Origin of the sequence: Ruminococcus flavefaciens ND2009 (genome assembly GCF_000621785.1) — a bacterium.
Taxonomy (GTDB): domain Bacteria; phylum Bacillota; class Clostridia; order Oscillospirales; family Ruminococcaceae; genus Ruminococcus; species Ruminococcus flavefaciens_C.
Genome location: NZ_JHXI01000007.1, coordinates 169,175 through 183,506, shown reverse-complemented (window position 1 = coordinate 183,506; position 14,332 = coordinate 169,175). Strand labels below are relative to the sequence as shown.

General features: G+C 46.6%; 19 protein-coding genes. 16 read left to right on the top strand and 3 right to left on the bottom strand.

Going from position 1 to position 14,332, the window contains the following annotated elements; genetic code table 11:
- Positions 1 to 99 precede the first annotated feature (99 nt).
- From T488_RS0100915 to T488_RS16625, 10 genes are all read left to right on the top strand, one after another.
- Positions 100 to 1,437: an aspartate kinase gene (locus T488_RS0100915; RefSeq protein ID WP_028519161.1), complete on the top strand. Its 1,338-nt coding sequence runs from the start codon at positions 100 to 102 to the stop codon at positions 1,435 to 1,437.
- Between the two features lie 112 nt (positions 1,438 to 1,549).
- Complete coding sequence (locus tag T488_RS0100910) at positions 1,550 to 2,035, top strand: GNAT family N-acetyltransferase (protein WP_028519160.1); 486 nt, start codon at positions 1,550 to 1,552, stop codon at positions 2,033 to 2,035.
- A complete protein-coding gene (locus T488_RS0100905; RefSeq protein ID WP_028519159.1) occupies positions 2,032 to 3,171 on the top strand; it encodes a glycerate kinase family protein in 1,140 nt (379 codons plus the stop codon). Before T488_RS0100910 ends, T488_RS0100905 begins: the two co-directional genes overlap by 4 nt.
- 490 nt (positions 3,172 to 3,661) lie before the next feature.
- Complete coding sequence (locus T488_RS20280; RefSeq protein WP_347496271.1) at positions 3,662 to 3,877, top strand: hypothetical protein; 216 nt, start codon at positions 3,662 to 3,664, stop codon at positions 3,875 to 3,877.
- Positions 3,838 to 4,164, top strand: a complete 327-nt coding sequence (locus tag T488_RS16635) for a flavodoxin (protein ID WP_347496273.1) — start codon at positions 3,838 to 3,840, stop codon at positions 4,162 to 4,164. Before T488_RS20280 ends, T488_RS16635 begins: the two co-directional genes overlap by 40 nt.
- Positions 4,161 to 4,529 (top strand): nuclear transport factor 2 family protein, encoded by a 369-nt coding sequence (locus tag T488_RS0100890; RefSeq protein WP_051536108.1) that lies wholly within the window; start codon positions 4,161 to 4,163, stop codon positions 4,527 to 4,529. Before T488_RS16635 ends, T488_RS0100890 begins: the two co-directional genes overlap by 4 nt.
- Positions 4,530 to 4,538: 9 nt before the next feature.
- Positions 4,539 to 5,087 (top strand): acyltransferase, encoded by a 549-nt coding sequence (locus tag T488_RS0100885; RefSeq protein WP_037296647.1) that lies wholly within the window; start codon positions 4,539 to 4,541, stop codon positions 5,085 to 5,087.
- Between the two features lie 13 nt (positions 5,088 to 5,100).
- On the top strand, positions 5,101 to 5,973 hold the full coding sequence (locus T488_RS0100880; protein ID WP_028519155.1) for a LysR family transcriptional regulator: 873 nt from the start codon (positions 5,101 to 5,103) through the stop codon (positions 5,971 to 5,973).
- Positions 5,974 to 5,991: 18 nt separating this feature from the next.
- Positions 5,992 to 6,492 (top strand): hypothetical protein, encoded by a 501-nt coding sequence (locus tag T488_RS20035; RefSeq protein WP_242838275.1) that lies wholly within the window; start codon positions 5,992 to 5,994, stop codon positions 6,490 to 6,492.
- A gap of 28 nt (positions 6,493 to 6,520) precedes the next feature.
- Complete coding sequence (locus tag T488_RS16625) at positions 6,521 to 6,964, top strand: radical SAM protein (RefSeq protein WP_051536104.1); 444 nt, start codon at positions 6,521 to 6,523, stop codon at positions 6,962 to 6,964.
- Between the two features lie 321 nt (positions 6,965 to 7,285).
- Here T488_RS16625 and T488_RS0100865 read toward each other — a convergent pair whose 3' ends face one another.
- Both T488_RS0100865 and T488_RS0100860 read right to left on the bottom strand, forming a co-directional pair.
- Positions 7,286 to 7,783: a leucine-rich repeat domain-containing protein gene (locus tag T488_RS0100865; protein WP_028519154.1), complete on the bottom strand. Its 498-nt coding sequence runs from the start codon at positions 7,781 to 7,783 to the stop codon at positions 7,286 to 7,288.
- 45 nt (positions 7,784 to 7,828) lie between these two features.
- Positions 7,829 to 8,293, bottom strand: coding sequence for an 8-oxo-dGTP diphosphatase (locus T488_RS0100860; RefSeq protein WP_028519153.1), 465 nt, complete (start codon positions 8,291 to 8,293; stop codon positions 7,829 to 7,831).
- A 148-nt stretch (positions 8,294 to 8,441) separates the two neighbouring features.
- Here T488_RS0100860 and T488_RS0100855 point away from each other — a divergent pair, with 148 nt between their 5' ends.
- From T488_RS0100855 to T488_RS16615, 3 genes are all read left to right on the top strand, one after another.
- Entirely contained in the window at positions 8,442 to 8,807 is a 366-nt protein-coding gene (locus T488_RS0100855; protein WP_051536101.1) for a helix-turn-helix domain-containing protein, read from the top strand.
- A gap of 303 nt (positions 8,808 to 9,110) precedes the next feature.
- Positions 9,111 to 9,449 carry a helix-turn-helix domain-containing protein gene (locus T488_RS16620; RefSeq protein ID WP_051536098.1) on the top strand — a complete coding sequence of 113 codons (339 nt, stop codon included), beginning with the start codon at positions 9,111 to 9,113 and terminating at the stop codon, positions 9,447 to 9,449.
- Positions 9,446 to 10,777 carry a type II toxin-antitoxin system HipA family toxin gene (locus T488_RS16615; protein WP_051536096.1) on the top strand — a complete coding sequence of 444 codons (1,332 nt, stop codon included), beginning with the start codon at positions 9,446 to 9,448 and terminating at the stop codon, positions 10,775 to 10,777. Before T488_RS16620 ends, T488_RS16615 begins: the two co-directional genes overlap by 4 nt.
- A 6-nt stretch (positions 10,778 to 10,783) precedes the next feature.
- Here the strand turns inward: T488_RS16615 and T488_RS20220 are convergent, their stop codons facing one another.
- Positions 10,784 to 10,906, bottom strand: a complete 123-nt coding sequence (locus T488_RS20220) for a hypothetical protein (RefSeq protein WP_278245051.1) — start codon at positions 10,904 to 10,906, stop codon at positions 10,784 to 10,786.
- Positions 10,907 to 11,144: 238 nt separating this feature from the next.
- On the opposite strand from T488_RS20220, the gene T488_RS0100835 reads away from it, so the two are divergent.
- The 3 genes from T488_RS0100835 to T488_RS0100825 are packed head-to-tail and all read left to right on the top strand — an operon-like array spanning position 11,145 to position 14,203.
- Complete coding sequence (locus T488_RS0100835) at positions 11,145 to 12,365, top strand: hypothetical protein (RefSeq protein WP_155267132.1); 1,221 nt, start codon at positions 11,145 to 11,147, stop codon at positions 12,363 to 12,365.
- Positions 12,358 to 13,584 (top strand): hypothetical protein, encoded by a 1,227-nt coding sequence (locus T488_RS0100830; protein ID WP_028519150.1) that lies wholly within the window; start codon positions 12,358 to 12,360, stop codon positions 13,582 to 13,584. Before T488_RS0100835 ends, T488_RS0100830 begins: the two co-directional genes overlap by 8 nt.
- Positions 13,574 to 14,203 (top strand): response regulator transcription factor, encoded by a 630-nt coding sequence (locus T488_RS0100825; protein ID WP_028519149.1) that lies wholly within the window; start codon positions 13,574 to 13,576, stop codon positions 14,201 to 14,203. Before T488_RS0100830 ends, T488_RS0100825 begins: the two co-directional genes overlap by 11 nt.
- Positions 14,204 to 14,332 lie beyond the last annotated feature (129 nt).

The following is a 14,332-nucleotide window of genomic DNA, read 5'->3' as shown; positions in this document are numbered from 1 at the left end:
TGGGTGCCTATTTTTGGCTTTCTGTCAATTGATTTTAACGGCAAAAAGGCATATAATATATATTGCTATAAAATTATCAATGTTAAAAGGATGATATATATGAGTAATAAAGTCGTTAAGTTCGGCGGAAGCTCCCTTGCTGACGCCAATCAGTTCAGAAAGGTAGCCGCTATCATAAAGAGCGATGACAAGCGCAGATACGTTGTGCCCTCTGCTCCCGGAAAGCGCTTCTCCGACGATATAAAGGTCACAGATATGCTTTACAAGTGCTGTGAGCTGGCTGGCAGCGGTGTGGACTTCTCAAAGGACTTCCAGATCATAAAGGACCGCTATAACGGTATCATTTCCGAGCTGGGAATAGATATGTCACTTGATGAGGAGTTCGACTCCATCGTTAAGGAGCTGAAAGCACGTCCCGCAAAGGATTTTGCTGCAAGCCGCGGTGAGTTCCTTAACGGCAAGGTGCTGGCAAACTACCTGGGCTTCAATTTCGTTGACGCTGCTGACGTTATCATTTTCGATACAAACGGAGTTCTTCTCCTTGACGAGACAGTAAAGGCTGTACGCGAGAGACTCAAGGGTCTGGACAACGCTGTTATCCCCGGCTTCTACGGAAGAACTACCGAGGGCTACATAAAGACCTTCTCAAGAGGCGGCTCCGACGTTACAGGCTCAATTATCGCTAATGCGGTAAAGGCTGAGATATACGAGAACTGGACAGACGTTTCAGGCTTCCTGGTAGCCGATCCCAGAATAGTTGACAACCCCGATGTTATCGAGGTCATCACTTACCGTGAGCTCCGCGAGCTGGCTTACATGGGCGCTTCCGTTCTCCACGAGGACGCTATCTTCCCTGTACGCTCAGCAGGTATCCCCATCAATATCAGGAACACCAATGCTCCCGAGGACGCAGGTACAATGATCGTGGGCAATGACTACGACTTCAGCAGAGAGAGCCTCAGCCATACAATCACAGGTATCGCTGGCAAGAAGGGCTTCAGCACTATCAATATCGAAAAGGCTATGATGAACAACGAGACAGGCTTCGGTATGAAGGTACTGAAGGTTCTCTATGACAACGGTCTTTCCTTCGAGCATATGCCCTCAGGTATCGACACCATGAGCATCACTCTCAGCACGGAAAAGCTTGCTCCCGTTCGTGACAAGGTAGTCGCTGAGCTCCGCAAGGCTGTTGAGCCCGACCACATCGACATCGAGGACGGTATCGCTATCCTTGCAGTAGTCGGACGCAGAATGAAGAACACAAGAGGTACTGTTGCACGTATCTTCGCTTCAATGGCTCATGCACGCATAAATGTAAAGCTTATTGACCAGGGCTCCAGCGAGCTGAACGTTATCATCGGCGTCAGCGAGAATGACCTCCCCGAGGCTATCCGCAGGATCTACGATATGTTTATCAACTCCGAAAAGCAGTAAAAGTATTATCAGACACCTCTGCCTGTCATTGGCAGAGGTGTTTTTTTCAGATCTGCTTCGGTTGACAGTTGCTGCTCGGACAGATATAATATATGTATCAGGAGGTGCGGACATGGAGACTATCATCAGACAACTGAATGAGGAGGAGTACCTATTTCTCGGGGACTTCCTGTATGAAGCCATCTTTATACCCGAGGGCGTGGAGCCCCCTCCCCGCGGTATTATCGAAAAGCCCGAGCTGAGGCTGTATACCGAGGACTTCGGCTCATCGCCACATGATATCGCCTTCGGAGCCTTCCGGGGCAGATCTATAGTTGGTGCGGTCTGGTGCAGGATAATGAAGGACTACGGTCATGTGGACGACCTGACGCCTTCTCTTGCCATTTCGCTGTATAGGGAGTTCCGCGGAAAGGGACTGGGGGCTGCTCTCATGAGGGCTATCCTCAATGAGCTGCGCAGTCGCGGCTACAGACAGGTGTCACTGGCGGTGCAGAAGGAAAATTACGCCGTGAAGCTTTACCGCTCTCTCGGCTTTGAAACAGTCAGCGAGAACACAGAGGAGTTCATAATGATAAAGAAACTGACGGAGGACATATGAAGGTTCTTATTGCAATAGATTCATTCAAGGGCAGCCTTTCTTCACTTGAGGCAGGAAGGGCTGCGGAGCGGGGAATACTCCGGGCTGTTCCCGACGCTGTTACGGTGGTAAAGACCCTTGCCGACGGCGGTGAGGGGACTGCGGAGGCTCTTATCACAGGCATGGGCGGAAGGGCTCAGTCTGTGGCGGTCCATGACCCTCTGGGCAGGGAGATAACTGCGGAATACGGTATACTTCCCGACGGTACTGCGGTCATGGAGATGGCTGCGGCGGCGGGACTTACGCTCATTGGTGAAAATGAGCGGGATATAATGGCGGCTTCCACCTACGGTGTGGGAGAGATGATCGCCGATGCTGTCAGACGCGGCTGCCGCGAATTCATCATCGGCATAGGCGGCAGCGCCACCAACGACGGGGGAGCAGGCTGCCTTCAGGCACTGGGCTTCGGTCTTTTCGACAGTAAGGGAGAGCCCATAAACCGCGGTGCAGGGGGACTTGCCGACCTTGCGGAGATAACTGCGGATAATCTGCTCCCTGAGCTCAGGGACTGCCGTTTCAGAGTCGCCTGCGATGTGAAAAATCCTCTCTGCGGCGAAAACGGGTGCAGCAGGGTGTTTGCTCCTCAGAAGGGGGCGGCTGAGGGGGATATTCCCCTCATGGACGGCTGGCTCAGGCACTATGGGGAGCTGATGAAGGGCACTTTTCCACAGGCTGACCCGAACTGCGAGGGAGCAGGTGCCGCAGGGGGCATGGGCTTTGCACTGATGTTTGCACTTGGCGGTCAGCTACGGTCGGGAGCAGAGCTGGTCATGGAGGCGACTGCCATGGAGCAGGCTGTGATACAGGCGGACATTGTGGTGACGGGAGAGGGCTGCCTCGACGGGCAGACCGCCATGGGAAAGGCTCCTGCGGTAATGGCTGCACTGGCGAAAAAGCACGGCAAGCCCGTCATCGCTTTTGGCGGAGCCGTTGGCAGGGGAGCGGAGCTGCTCCGTGATAAGGGGATCGACGCCTGTTTCTGCATTCAGACACGGTCCTGTAGTCTTGCTGAGGCTATGGTCAGGGAGAATGCTGCGGAAAACCTGTCGAAAACCGCAGAGCAGGTCTTCAGCACTATAAAAATAGTAGGTTCATGAAGTAAACTCACTGATTTATAGTAGATTTATGTTGAAATTATTCCCGGGAACCGCACTTTTTGAACAGTGATGTTGCACATTCAGCAATATTCAGCTTGCAATATGCAAAAGCCGATAATATAATGTAGGTAGGAGGGAATTGGGTGAAAACGTGTAAGGCAGCGTTTTCCGTATCATTTCGGTTTATGAGGGAACTGCACTCCCACATAATAAAGAAATTTGTTGTAAGGGACAAATCAGAAAAAGCTGTACCGTGGGGTACAGCTTTTTTCATTTTCCGATATTGCGTTTCATGGTCTCTTTACAGAAAAGCAGAAACGAAGGCGGCTATCATGCCTTATTGAACTTACCCTTGCCCTGCTTTTCGAAAAGATCGTATCTTCTTTGATCTATAAGAAAAACTTATCATAAATCTGCGAAATGCAGATTGATTTATCTGAAAAACTGTGTTAGACTATAATTACCGAATAAATCACGGAGGATGATCACTATGGCTAACATACTTATCGTTTACTATTCACGCAAGGGCGAAAACTACTGGAACGGCGGTCTCAAAACTATCGCAAAGGGCAATACCGAGAGAGTTGCAGAGTTCATTCAGAAGGCAGTTGGCGGTGATCTCTTTGAGGTTGACACCGTCAAGCCCTATTCCGAGAGCTACATGACCTGTATCAGGAGCTGCGCGCTAAATCTCGCCCCGAGATAAAGGCTTATCCCGACAATTTCGAGGACTATGACACCATTTTCGTGGGCTATCCCAACTGGTGGGGAACCATGCCCATGTGTATGTTTACGCTTCTCGAAAAGTACGACCTGACCGGCAAAACTATCATTCCCTTCTGCACAAATGAGGGCAGCGGTATGGGCTCAAGCGAGCGTGACCTGAAAAACATCTGCAAGGGTGCAACTGTCAAGGCGGGACTTTCTGTTCACGGCGCTGAGGCTGAGAATTCCGAGAGCAAGGTGGCTGCCTGGGCAAAGAAAAGCGTATGACTGACAAGGAACAGATCATACAGCTCTACCATGAGATGTATGCCGCTATGGTGAACAAGGACAGAGCCGAGCTTGAACGTGTCCATGACGACAGCTTCGTGCTTGTCCACATGACGGGTATGCGGCAGCCGAAAGAGGTTTACATCAGCTCGATCATGGACGGTACGCTGAATTATTATTCTGCCGAACATGAGGATATGCAGGTGGAAGTCAAGGGCGATATGGCTGTACTCATCGGCAAAAGCCGTGTCACAGCCGCGGTTTTCGGAGGCGGAAAGCACACCTGGCGGTTACAGCTTCGGTTTCAGCTTGTGAAGAAAAACAACGAATGGCGCTTTGCAATGGCGAGCGCTTCGACATATTGAGGAGAAATAATGGATTGTAATGAGATGATCGTGGATATGAGAGGCTTTTCCCCGGAAGATAAGGAAAAAGGCAGAAGAATAACGGAGCTTCAGTTCAAGCTTAGCCACACCATGCCTATGACTGATGAGTATCAGGCTGTGCTGAAAGAGCTTTTCGGCGAAAACATTGGTACGGGTTCATACGTTGCTGCTCCGCTGAACGGTGCGGCACTTGATAAGATGAAGATCGGTAACAATGTGTTTATCAATGCAAATATGCTTGCAATGGCAAGGGGTGGCATCACCATTGAGGACGATGTGCAGATCGCAGGAAATGTTTCTCTGCTGACCAACAATCATGATCCCTATGACAGAATGATACTGCCCTGCAAACCAATTCTGATAAAGAAGGGAGCCTGGATAGGCGCAAATGTGGTGATCCTGCGCGGTATATCCGTAGGAAAACACGCTATCGTCGGTGCAGGCTCAGTCGTGACAAAGGATGTGCCCGACTACGCTGTTGTTGTCGGCAATCCTGCAAAGGTCGTAAAAATGCTGGATCCTGAAAAGTTCGACTGAAAGCGGTGATAAGATGCTGAAACAGATACGTTATTTTCAGTCGGTGGTACGGCTTGGCAGCTTTACCGCCGCCGCAGAGGAGCATTTTATTTCACAGTCGGCTATCTCTCAGCAGATAAAGACCCTTGAAGAGGAACTGGGTGTGACACTGCTTGAACGAAAAAAACGCAGCTTCACGCTGACTTCCGCAGGGGAGTTTTTCTACAAGAAAAGCCTTGTGCTTGTGGCGGATTATGATAATATGGTCCGTGAGCTGCAAAGAGTTTCGGGCAATAACGGCGAGCTTCTGAAGGTCGGGCTGCTCAAGGGATACAGCGGCAAGGAGTTCAACAGTGCCGTGTCGGAGTTTACGGTTCAGTACCCTGATGTGACGGTAGAGGTCACACACGGCAACCACGATGCGCTCTATGCTCTCCTGCGGAACGGCGAGCTTGATATTGTCCTCAACGACCAGCGCAGAGCCTTCTCGGATGAGTATGTGAACATTGTGCTTGATATTCGGGAATATTATGCGGAAATATCGGCAAATTCTCCCCTTGCACAGCTTGACGAGGCGGAAATCTCAGACCTGAAAAACACGCCGCTGATCCTGCTCTCCTCCCCCGATCAGCAGGAAACGGAGCGCAGCTTTTATGCTAATGACTTGGGCTTTACAAGTGAGATCTACTTCACGGAATATATTGATGATGCGCTGATGCAGGTCATTCAGGGCAAGGGCTTTATGCCCATTGAGGGCAGCGGCGATGCAGTGCAGACCACTACAAAGGCTGTGCGCCTTCTGCGAAACGGCAAGCCGATCATCAGGCGGTATTGTGCATTTATGAAAGCCGATAATCCAAAGAAACATACAAATGAATTCATCGGAATTCTGAAAAATCAATTCTGAAACCCGGGAGGATAAGATATGGAATACGATAAGGGCTATGTGTATGAGCTTATGGATAAAGGCGGTCCGACGAGAGTGACCGAACCTTATTTCAAAGAAGCAGTTGATGAAATGATGAGAGCAAGAACGCTGTGTGCAAAGGCAAATGCAGTCCTTCCCGATGATCCGTCTTATGTCGGCTTCCTTGAGGAGCTTTTCGGGCGTAAGCTCGACAATGTAAGGATACTCACTCCGTTTACCTGTGATTTCGGAAACCGTGTGACATTCGGTAAAGGCGTATTTATCAATCATTCGGCTATTCTTTCGGCGTCGGGCGGTATTGATTTTCCCAAACAGCTATATACAAAACCTTTACAGCAGGCTATAAAAAAGCAGATGCTTCCAAATCGAAAGCATCTGCTTTTTGTCATGTTAGAGAATCAAGCGGTATCTGCTCAGACTCCCACGAGCTTTCAGCGTGTATGGTTATCAGCTCTGCACCGCGCTGCTTTGTTTCCTTTTCTATCTTGTGGGAGCTGACCCATTTGCACTATAGGCGGAAAAGCTGTTGGAGCGCATTTCGCTGATAAAAAAGCATCTGCCGAACGTGGCTGTCATCACAATGTATGCAAGGACGGACAACATCGCCCACAAGAGCGACGAGGACTTGAAACAGCTGAAAGAGGCGGGCGTGAGTGACCTGTATATCGGTGTGGAGTCGGGCGATGATGTGGTCTTGAAGCGTATCAATAAGGGCTACACGGCGGCGCAGGCTCGTGAAGTGCTTGAAAAGATAGATGCATCGGGGCTGCCCTATATCGTGAACTTTCTGAACGGTGCAGGAGGTCACGGTTACGGGATCGAAAACGCACACCGCACCGCACAGCTTTATGACGGACTGCACATGACGATGGTGAATACCTCCATGATGACGGTAGTTCCCGGAACTCCGCTGTATCGTGCTAGACTGTCGATATCAAGCTGTAGCTTTTGCTTCCATGAAGTACCCTGATTCCTGTGTTCCCATTCGTTATATTTTACTGTTTTTCCTCTGCCTTTACTCTTATCAAAAGGTTGGATACCGAAAGCAAGAAGCTGAGTGCGGAGGCGATAGCTAAAGCGCTCTCAGAGTAAAATATAAGCCTCCGGACTTTATGTCCGGAGGTCTAACATAAACAGTATATTTGAAATTGTAATTTGTATAATGCGCGGAATGAAAATCGCGCCCCAGAAAAACTGAGACGCGAAATTGGCTGCGCGGGCTCCGCGCTGTCTAAGGCAAATAAAAATATTGACATACGCTAAATGGTTATTTTCAGCCTTTTTGTCGATATTATGTATTCAATTCCTTATCCTTGAAAGCATCAGGACTTACCACGACGTCATCATTATAAGTAACCTCTTTAAGGCTATCACAGCCGGCAAACGCCCATGAGTAGATTTTTTTCATATCGGTGCCGCAAACGACTCGTTTAAGATGTTTACAATCCTTGAATGCAAAAGGCGGAATTGACCTTAATCGATCCGGAATTACTATTTCTTCAATACCGCAGCGGCAGAATGTGTATCCCCATAAATACCGCAACTCTGAGGACAGCTTTATATGTTTCAGGTTATAACAGCCTTCAAATACAAACTCTCCCATATCAGTTACTGTATCAGGAATTGTTACTGATACTATTTCACTATGTCCTGTAAATACTTTATCGCAAATGACGGTCACTTTTATTCCGCCATAGTTTTCAGGGATAACAACATCCGACTCATCTCCCTCATATCCGACTATGCTGTATGTGTGATCCTCTATAGGACTAAACAAAAACTTTTGCATTGTAACCTCCCGAAACATTTTTAATGATACTATGTCTGATGTAAATTATCCTAATAACTGTCCTTTATATGAACCATTCTGTATCTTGAAGAAGAATTCGCTGAAGCTGTCAGTCTCAAATATCTGCATTAGCTCACGCATATTCCATATAAGATTTGCACTTTCTATTTCTGATCTATCAAGCCAGAAAACTCTGCCTTCTTCGGAGCTTTTAAGCTTCCCTTCAAACCGGTCTGTTTTATACAGAAGAACTATATAACGTGTACCGTCCTCCAGTATCCAGTCCTTGAATCCACACGGCTGCGGATTATGTATTGTAAGTCCAGTTTCTTCTTTCATTTCACGGACGACAGAATCAAAGAGTGACTCATCGGGTTCAACATGACCTCCGGGAAAGACGAGACCGCCTTTGTATTTTTCCTTCAATCCTTGCTTCTCCTGTACAAGCACACGCTTGTCATCATATATAAGACACATGTTAGTGAGTTCTATTTTTGATGATCTATCCATTTCCATAACTCCATTCATCATTTCATTATTACTAATTATAACGCATAAACAGGATAAAATCAATACTATTGACATTTCTGCAAATCGCTTATATAATAATCACCACTCTATACTTATATGCGGAATAATCAATACAGGAGATGTAATTATGAAAAATCTCTCAAAAACTGAAAAAGAAAACATAGTAAAACGCTGTTTGTCCGGAGAAGGCATTACTGTACTTGCTAACGAATATGGAATATCCAGAGGCTCGATATATAGCGAATTGAAGATTGTTCAGCCTTTTTCAAAAGCAGGAGTACCTTATGATAATTCCGTCTGCGAATCATTCTTCAAGAATATGAAAACTGAGGAGCTCTACCGAAAGGACTATACTTCCGAAAAGCATTTCAGAAAATCCGTAAACGACTATATCAGATTCTATAATCACGACAGACCTCACTCGGCAAATATAAATTGTACACCTGACCAAAAAGAGGCACAATATTTCGCAAATCATCTAGATGATCAATGATTGTGTAAATGAACACTTCTGTTCGAATAATGTAACATACTGTATTTCTTGTCTGAATTTGAATAGTTTTGATTTTTCTGTTCAATTTTAAGAACAAGCTTTAAATACAAGTATATCGAAAAAAGAAGCATAAGAAAATCCCGAAAAATGAACATATGTGTTCGTTTTTCGGGATCAATCCAAAATAAAATATAATATATTCTATCTTAGATACTATTTCTTACTTTAATAAATAATATATTGCATTTTATTATTTGCTGTGGTATAATAAAAACAGCAAAGCTGATGAAAGGAGCGTCCGTGATGAAGATAAACAGAGATTTACAGGATAAGGCTATTGCTAAGGAGCTTTCGTCGAGATTCAAGCAGTACCGCATAGCCGCTTCAATGACAAGAACAGAGCTTGCTGAGAAGTCAATGGTTTCAGTCGGCACAATAGCACGTTTTGAGAATGGCAGTGATATAGGTATGCTCAATCTTATAAAGCTTCTCAAAGCGGTTGACCTTGAAGAAAAACTTGATCTGCTGATACCTGATCCGCAGGAGCGTCCTTCTCGATATATAGACAACTATACTCCTAAGCAGAGGGTCAGAAAACGCAAGAAAAACGATAATGATTGGAAATGGGGCGATGAAGAATGATAAATACAGCAGAAGTGTACCTCTGGGGTACTCGTATAGGATATATTCATCAGGGTGACGATGACGTAGCGTCAAGCTTTGAATATGACAAAAAGTTTCTCAGGAGTGGAATAGAGCTTTCCCCATTCAAGATGCCTTTATCCGACAGGATATATTCATTCCCCGAGCTTAGCCGTGTTGAAGCATTTCACGGTATTCCGGGACTATTTGCAGATTCTCTGCCTGATAAGTTCGGTAATGCTGTTATAGATAAGTGGCTTGCAGGTCAGGGACGTTCATCCGAGACATTTACAGCGATAGAAAGGCTGTGCTACACGGGTAAACGCGGTATGGGAGCTCTTGAATATGTTCCTGCTACAAGTCCTGAGTTTATAAACAGCGAGATCGATGTGACAGAAATGACAAAGCTTGCATCTGAGGTGTTGTCAGGCAAAGAGAGCGCAGTGTTTTCCGATAAGGAAGCAAGTATAATGCAGCTGTTGGAGATAGGCTCTTCAGCAGGCGGCGCAAGAGCAAAAGCTATCGTTGCATGGAATGAAAAGACTGGCGAAGTAAAGTCAGGACAAGTGGACGCAGGAAAAGGCTTTGATTACTGGCTCATAAAATTTGACGGAGTATCAGGTAATGGCGACCACAATTTAGCTGATAAAAAGCAGTATTCGCTTATTGAGTACGCTTACTATCTTATGGCTGTTGACCTCGGCATCGAGATGAGCGAATGCCGTATATATGAAAAAGACGGACTTCATCATTTTATGACGAAGCGATTTGACCGTGTAAACGGCGATAAAGTACATATGCAGACTCTTGCTGCACTCGGGCATTTCGATTATAACACTCCGAATGTTTGCAGTTATGAATTGTATACCGATTATGCAAAGAGACTTGGTATAGGAAAAAGCGGCGTAGAGCAGATATTCAGGCGTATGGCGTTTGCAGTGCTGGGAGGCAACTGCGACGACCATGTAAAGAATTTCTCATTCCTGATGAACCGAAAAGGAGAATGGAAGCTGTCTCCTGCATACGACCTGACATTTGCATATAATCCTGACAATAGGTGGATATCAAAGCACCAGATGTCCATAAACGGTAAAACATCGGGCATAACATCAGATGACCTTATAGCCAGCGGAAAGTCCATGGGACTGACAGCAGAGTTCTGCCGTAATGCTATATCAGAAACAGAATCTGTTGTGTCTGACTGGCTCAGCTACGCCGTAAAATGCGGTATCACCGAGGAGCGAGCCGTGGAGATACAGAAAGGTATTAAATTGTCAGATAACAGAAACGACGGGAGGTCTGAAATTGCTTCTCAAAGCAAGATCTGAACGGGATTACTTTGTCGCTTTTATCATAGCCATTTTTATCTCGTTCATTGTAAATATACTATCGCAGTTTTCATGGGTTCCGCCGTGTATCCACACTCCGGCATCTTTCTTGTACAGCTTCATCATCATTGCATGGGGTGCAGCTGTTGCACAGAGAACTGTTCATAAGCGGATCCGACGGCATATCGTCATGATCGCTGTATTTCTGCTGATGCTGTTTATTGTCCGTATATGCCGATGGATGCTGTTTACACATTCTGCTATTGCTAATCGCTATTTGTATTACTTGTTCTATATTTCTTTTATTTCATTGCCTATGCTTTCTTTCAGCGCAGCATCATATGTCAGCCGTGATGAAAGTGCGGATATGCCTGCATTGATAAAGGTGTTCTGGGGCGTTACAGGCCTTTTAATGCTAAGCGTCATTACAAACGACATACACCACTTTGTGCTTTCAGTCACCAAAACATCTGACACCAGCGACCATATCAGTTATCACTGGCTCTATTATGTCATATTTGTATGGTCTTTCGTCGTCACGCTTGGTTCCTTTATAATGCTCATCAAAAAGTGTAAGCTTTCGCAGTGCCGCAGAAAATGGTATATCCCGATCATTCCGGCAGCTGCTGTTTTTGTGCTGATCGTCGTTTACTATATCTGCGGCGGAAGCTCGCCGCACATACTTGGTATCAGTCTTTACAACATACAGGAGATATACCTCTTTTTGTACATGGGACTGTGGGAAGGCTGTATCAGGATCGGGCTTATCCCCTCAAACACTGGGTACAACAGACTGTTTGAGATCACACATATCAATGCTGAGATGAAAAGCGCTGACGGAAAGACAGCGTACTATTCAGTCGATTATTCTGATACCGAAGGAAATGAGGACTATAATCGCAAGACCTATGCAATAAAAGGCGGAAGCGTCACATGGAGCGAAGACATATCAGCCATAAATCGGCTCAACCATGACATTGAGGACGCTACCGAACAGATAGATGGAGAAAATGACCTTATAGAAGCAGAAAACCGATTTCTCGCCGAAAAATCAAAATATGAAACTCAGAACAGGCTCTATGACAAAATTGCCCGACATACCCATCCACAGCTTGTGCGGATAGACAATATCATGAACGGAAGCGGCGAACTTGAGCAGAAAATGAAGCTCAGCCTGTTGTTCGGAACATACGTCAAGAGATGTTCAAACCTAATGCTTGCCGCTGATAACTGCCACACAATGTCAACTAAGGAGCTGTATCTTTCGGTCAGGGAAAGCTTGGAGCAGATACAGGCGCTCGGTATCGTCTGTGAGCTGATAAACGGCGATGCAAGGGAAATATCATCAGGAAAGCTCATTACAGCTTACGATGTTTTTGAAGCTGTCATTGAGTCTGTGATAGATACCGCAAGCACTCTTTCTGTAAGAATAAGCCCTGATGAAACGGTTCTGCTCTCTATAGAAACAGACGGCGAAGTAAACACCGACAGCATTCGTATTCAGAATACCGGGCTGAAGCTGATGTCCCACAGCGAGGACGATATTCAGCATATCGCACTTTCAGCAGGAGGTGAAGTCAATGGATAGCATACTTGGCGGACTGACTTTGTGGCTGCTGCTTTGCTGTCTGACTTTCTTCCTTATGATGATCATACATTTACTGTGGGACGGAAAAGCAAGCCGTATCGTGATCTCCACAGCAGAAATGCTCGTTCCACTGGTGCTGTCACAGATATTGATGGATCATCTGAAATATCATAACAGAGCGTATCTCGAAAAGCCTGTTGCCCTTTTGCTGGCAGCTCTCGTTCTTACGGGCATTGCCATTCTGGAACTCCTGAGCTGTATCAGGGCAAGAAAACGCAGTCTGACGCTGATGTCCGTCAAGGAATGCATGGACGAGCTTCCGGTCGGAATATGCTTTTATTGGGACGGCGGACTGACAAAACTGACAAACCGCCGTATGAACAGCATTGCCTGCAAGCTGACAGGCAGCGGCATTATGGACGCAGAGGGCTTTCAGAGAACGATTTTTTCCGGCGAAGAAGCACCCATTGTCTGCTCGGAGGACGGTTCGGCATATAACTTTGTTCATCGTGAGGATACGCTGGACGGCAGGACGATCCACGAACTGCTCGCCTTTGATGTCACGCAGGAATACCGCCTGACGGAGGAACTGCGAGAAAAGCAGAAAAAGGTGCAGAAGATCAACCGACGGCTAAAGGCACTCAACTCCTCGATACAGTTCATCATCATGGACAAGGAAACATTGCAGATCAAAATACACATTCATGACAGCTTTGGTGAAATGCTGCTGATGACAAGGCATTTCCTCGCCGATCCCGAACATACAGACACAAATGAAATGCTCTCACTGTGGCGGAGGAATACCGCCCTGCTGAAAAATGAGGAACGGGAAAGCTGGCAGAAACCCTGCTTTTTCAGTCTGACACACGCAGACAGTCTCGGTATCCGTATCGAGCTGAACGGCGAACTCCCCGAGGAGGAAACGCTGATATCGGTAGTGGACTCGGCGATAACAGTCCACGTCACCAATGTTCTGCGCCATGCTGAGGGGAATATCGCGTATATTTCTATCGAAAAAACGCCGGAGGGCTATGTGATGCACTTTACCAACAACGGCACACCTCCATGTGCGCCTGTGAAAGAAACCGGCGGACTTGCAAATCTCAGGCGCATGACAGAAAGTATCGGCGGTACGATGAAAATAAACAGTTCTCCGCAGTTTGAAATGATACTGCAACTGCCGGAGAAAGCACAGGAGGAATACGAAATTGGCATATAGGGTACTTATTGTCGATGACCAGAAAATGGTGCGGCAGATGTTTGAAACGGCTGTGAAGAGTTCGCCGGATTATGAGATCGCAGGAATGGCACAGACAGCAGATGAAGCTGTTCAGATATGCTGTGAACAGGAAATCGACCTTGTGCTGATGGACGTTGTTCTGGGGGTTGGCAGGGACGGTCTTGATGCTGCAAAGCAGATCAAACAGGAGCGTCCCGAGGTTAAGATACTGCTTGTTACATCTATGCCGGAGGTCACCTATATCGACAGAGCAAAGGAAATAGGCGTTGAGAGCTTCTGGCACAAGGAAGTGCAGGAAAAACCTCTTCTTGACGTTATGGACAGGACTATGAACGGCGAATCGATCTATCCCTCGCAGATGCCCGAGGTATGGTTCGGCAAGGTCATCAGCACAAATCTCACAGAGCGTGAGCTTGATGTGCTGAGAGGACTTGTTGGCGGCTTTACAAACAATGAGATAGGTGAGAAGCTCGGTATATCCGAGCGTGCCGTGAAAAAGCATATTTCCGTAATGCTGGAGAAAACAGGCTTCAGGAGCCGTTTGCAGCTTGCTGTAATGGCTCGGGGCGGCGGACTTGTCATTAACGACAATCCGTAATAATAAAAAGCGGCGGTGCAGCAAAAAGGCTGTGCCGCTTTTTTGTGCAAAACAGTGAATATGCGGTAGTTTTTTTCTACACGCAGGGTTCCCTTTCGTACACTGTTCACCCACTTGTAATAATGTTAT

Bases quoted from the DNA above. Each gene is read 5' to 3' on its own strand.
- T488_RS0100905 (WP_028519159.1), top strand. From the start codon at position 2,032: ATGAAGGTTCTTATTGCAATAGATTCATTCAAGGGCAGCCTTTCTTCA.
- T488_RS0100865 (WP_028519154.1), bottom strand. From the start codon at position 7,783: ATGCAAAAGTTTTTGTTTAGTCCTATAGAGGATCACACATACAGCATA.
- T488_RS20035 (WP_242838275.1), top strand. From the start codon at position 5,992: ATGGAATACGATAAGGGCTATGTGTATGAGCTTATGGATAAAGGCGGT.
- T488_RS0100855 (WP_051536101.1), top strand. From the start codon at position 8,442: ATGAAAAATCTCTCAAAAACTGAAAAAGAAAACATAGTAAAACGCTGT.
- T488_RS0100885 (WP_037296647.1), top strand. From the start codon at position 4,539: ATGGATTGTAATGAGATGATCGTGGATATGAGAGGCTTTTCCCCGGAA.
- T488_RS0100910 (WP_028519160.1), top strand. From the start codon at position 1,550: ATGGAGACTATCATCAGACAACTGAATGAGGAGGAGTACCTATTTCTC.
- T488_RS0100880 (WP_028519155.1), top strand. From the start codon at position 5,101: ATGCTGAAACAGATACGTTATTTTCAGTCGGTGGTACGGCTTGGCAGC.
- T488_RS0100890 (WP_051536108.1), top strand. From the start codon at position 4,161: ATGACTGACAAGGAACAGATCATACAGCTCTACCATGAGATGTATGCC.
- T488_RS16615 (WP_051536096.1), top strand. From the start codon at position 9,446: ATGATAAATACAGCAGAAGTGTACCTCTGGGGTACTCGTATAGGATAT.
- T488_RS0100835 (WP_155267132.1), top strand. From the start codon at position 11,145: ATGCCTGCATTGATAAAGGTGTTCTGGGGCGTTACAGGCCTTTTAATG.
- T488_RS0100915 (WP_028519161.1), top strand. From the start codon at position 100: ATGAGTAATAAAGTCGTTAAGTTCGGCGGAAGCTCCCTTGCTGACGCC.
- T488_RS16620 (WP_051536098.1), top strand. From the start codon at position 9,111: ATGAAGATAAACAGAGATTTACAGGATAAGGCTATTGCTAAGGAGCTT.
- T488_RS0100830 (WP_028519150.1), top strand. From the start codon at position 12,358: ATGGATAGCATACTTGGCGGACTGACTTTGTGGCTGCTGCTTTGCTGT.
- T488_RS20220 (WP_278245051.1), bottom strand. From the start codon at position 10,906: ATGATGATGAAGCTGTACAAGAAAGATGCCGGAGTGTGGATACACGGC.
- T488_RS20280 (WP_347496271.1), top strand. From the start codon at position 3,662: ATGGCTAACATACTTATCGTTTACTATTCACGCAAGGGCGAAAACTAC.
- T488_RS0100860 (WP_028519153.1), bottom strand. From the start codon at position 8,293: ATGGATAGATCATCAAAAATAGAACTCACTAACATGTGTCTTATATAT.